5 protein-coding genes are annotated in these 2,594 nt (G+C 67.5%); 2 read left to right on the top strand and 3 right to left on the bottom strand.

The features are described 5' to 3' along the window. Window positions 1-199: 199 nt before the first annotated feature. Complete coding sequence (locus QCD68_RS17075) at window positions 200-583, bottom strand: hypothetical protein (RefSeq protein ID WP_301223878.1); 384 nt, start codon at window positions 581-583, stop codon at window positions 200-202. A gap of 218 nt (window positions 584-801) precedes the next feature. Between QCD68_RS17075 and QCD68_RS17070 the strand changes: the two genes are divergently transcribed. Next, window positions 802-936 carry a hypothetical protein gene (locus tag QCD68_RS17070; protein ID WP_301223877.1) on the top strand — a complete coding sequence of 45 codons (135 nt, stop codon included), beginning with the start codon at window positions 802-804 and terminating at the stop codon, window positions 934-936. Between the two features lie 53 nt (window positions 937-989). After that, on the top strand, window positions 990-1,247 hold the full coding sequence (locus tag QCD68_RS17065; RefSeq protein ID WP_301223876.1) for a hypothetical protein: 258 nt from the start codon (window positions 990-992) through the stop codon (window positions 1,245-1,247). Between the two features lie 91 nt (window positions 1,248-1,338). On the opposite strand, the gene QCD68_RS17060 is transcribed toward QCD68_RS17065, so the two are convergent. Both QCD68_RS17060 and QCD68_RS17055 read right to left on the bottom strand, forming a co-directional pair. Continuing rightward, on the bottom strand, window positions 1,339-1,494 hold the full coding sequence (locus tag QCD68_RS17060; RefSeq protein ID WP_301223875.1) for a hypothetical protein: 156 nt from the start codon (window positions 1,492-1,494) through the stop codon (window positions 1,339-1,341). A gap of 270 nt (window positions 1,495-1,764) precedes the next feature. After that, the gene (locus tag QCD68_RS17055) at window positions 1,765-2,334 is read right to left on the bottom strand and encodes a manganese efflux pump MntP (protein ID WP_111074807.1); all 570 of its coding nucleotides are present in this window, start codon (window positions 2,332-2,334) and stop codon (window positions 1,765-1,767) included. Between the last annotated feature and the right edge of the window lie 260 nt (window positions 2,335-2,594).

Raw genomic sequence — 2,594 nt, 5'->3', positions numbered from 1 at the left:
CCCCGGATCCGGGGGGGGGGGGGGCGGCGGGGGGGGGGGCTCGGTGGGGGGGGGGGGGCCCCCCGACGACAACACCCCCCCCGGGCGGCCCCGCGGGCGGCCCGGCTGGCGGCGACCCTTCCGGCATTCAGTCACGAATGACTGAATCCAGTCAAGGTGTCTGTAGCCAGATGGGTCGGACTCACCCGCGGACGCGGTGTCAGTCGCTCCGACCGTCTGAGGATCCGCCGGTACGGCTCACCTGCACCAGCAGAGCCGGGACGGCAGCGAGCACCGCGCCGATCACCCACAGCAGCGGCGACGGTGAGAAGCGGCCGTCGGGGGAATCGCTCGGTCCGGCTCGCATGAAGAGGACGGCGTCGACGACGAGTACCGCGGGGACCACGAGAAGCGCCGTGGTTCCGAGCCAAGCGAACTTCCGCGCACCCGTTCCGAGGACCGCGCACACAGCGAGGGCGCCTCCGGTCACCACCGTGACCATCACGAGCACCACCAAGCCCGGCAAGCCCGTCAGCAGAACGGCGACGGCACCGCCGTGGGTGAACTGGGCTGCGACGGCGCCGACTGCAGCTGCCAGCAGCACATGCGGCCACGGTCCCGCCCCGGTGCGTCCGCTTCCGTCGGTGTCCCCACGAGTCACGGCCTGATCCTCGCATGGACAGGCAGAGCCAGTTCGATCGCGAGTGGATCGCCGCCCGAGCCGTCTGATGACCCGATCGCCGAACGGGACACGGGCTTCACGATCACGTCGTCCGGAACGCGAAGCGCAAGTCAGATCTCAGTGATCGCTAGCCTGGAAGCATGACAGCAGTGCTCACTTCGTTGGCTGCCGTGAATCCGAATCAAGGCAACTCGATTCCTCCCGCGCTCTGGTTCGCTGGCGTCGCAGCTCTCGTGATCGTTGCGGTGATCGTGTTCTTGCGCCGCAAGCGTTGAACCCGTTGACCAGCACAGTTACGCTCGACGCTGATCAAGGGACGGAGTCAGGGATGTCGACTAACGAAGAACGGCCGAACGTTCCGCTCCGCGAACTCGTCGGGGAACTGACGGCGGCACCTCTGCCCGAGGGGACGACGGCGGAAGCGATCTTCATGATGGTCAAGCTCGACGACGGTTCCTGGTGCGTACGGTCCATCGGTGAGAGCTACAACCGATCCGAGTTCCTGGGCGAGCTCGTCGGGTACACACACGCTGCCACGCTGAGCGTCGCGGACGAATGGCTCGAAGACCCCGAGTACGAGTCTTGATGCTTCGGGCGGGAACGCTCGGCCGCGGCACCTGCGTGAGGCTCCGGGCTTCCAGATCAGCGGTCGTCGTCAGGGCTGGCGCGAGCCCCGCTCAGATGCCTCGCTTGGCCATGAAGCGGTAGACGAAGAAGAAGGCCACCCCGAGCGCGATCAGGCCGATTCCTGCCCACAGGAGCACCGGCGTGCGGTGCATGACCGCGAGCAGTGCCCCGACCACCACGGCTGCCCACGGCATGACGAGACGCACGGGTCCGTATCGCCACTGGTACCTGCTCGGCCGCTGGCCATCGCGGGGTTCCGTGTTCTCGGTCGGAGTGCCCATGTCGACCTTCCTCGGGGGTGAGTACCTGGTGGAGTGAACCGGCGATCGCCCCACTTGCCCGGACCCCAACGAAGCCGAACACAATGGCGGACTGCCCATCAGTCGCTCTTGCTGCCCGTGCTTGCTCGTCCACGCGGAGTGGGGCTGCGCCGTTCGGAGCGATCCTCTCACCCACCGCCAGCGTTCACGACGAACTCAGCCGAGGACGCCGGTGTGCTCGAGGACGACCTGCACGCCGATGAGGATGAGCACCACACCGCCCGCGATCTCGGCCGGCTTGCCGAAGCGGGCACCGACCCGGCGGCCGACGGCGACGCCGACGAAGCTCAGGACCGCGGTCGTGATGCCGATGAGCAGGACCGCCCAGCCGATCGACACCGGCAGGAACGCCAGCGTGACGCCGACGGCGAGGGCGTCGATGCTCGTCGCGATCGCCAACACCAGCAGCTCGCGGATGCGCAGCCGGTCAGTGTCCTCGTCGGTGTCCTCGTGCCCGCGGAACGCTTCCCAGAGCATCTTGCCGCCGACGAGCGCGAGCAGCCCGAACGCCACCCAGTGGTCGTAGGCGGCGATCGACCGGGCGAACGTCGTACCGAGCAGCCAGCCGAGCAACGGCATGAGCGCCTGGAACAGACCGAAGACGATCGAGATCACCACGGCCTGCCGGACGTTGAACCGCTTCATGTGCAGGCCCTTGCCGAGCGCGACGGCGAAGGCGTCGGCGGAGACACCGAGCGCGATGAGGAAGAGGGCCCAGAACGACATGGGGTGGCGCCTTTCGAGATGACAGCGGAGACACCGTCGTCTCGGAACTCGTCGATCCTGCCATGTCGCGAACGCCGTCCGGAGCCAAAAATGCCTGATCAGAGGGATTCGGGACGACGAATTCGAGCGTTCGACGGCCCGCCCCGAGAACCCGGTGTGTCACAGAACGGTAACGAGGACAAACCGACCCAAACCGGTTCGCGACCGGCCCCGAATCACTGTCACAAGCCGGGAAACACCCGCAAGCGCTCACCAGCAGC

This window comes from Curtobacterium sp. PsM8 (assembly GCF_030433875.1).
GTDB lineage: Bacteria > Actinomycetota > Actinomycetes > Actinomycetales > Microbacteriaceae > Curtobacterium.
This window is presented reverse-complemented; position numbering and strand designations above follow the sequence as displayed.

Coding starts and splice junctions, on each gene's coding strand:
- QCD68_RS17065 (WP_301223876.1), top strand. CDS start 990: ATGTCGACTAACGAAGAACGGCCGAACGTTCCGCTCCGCGAACTCGTC.
- QCD68_RS17055 (WP_111074807.1), bottom strand. CDS start 2,334: ATGTCGTTCTGGGCCCTCTTCCTCATCGCGCTCGGTGTCTCCGCCGAC.
- QCD68_RS17070 (WP_301223877.1), top strand. CDS start 802: ATGACAGCAGTGCTCACTTCGTTGGCTGCCGTGAATCCGAATCAAGGC.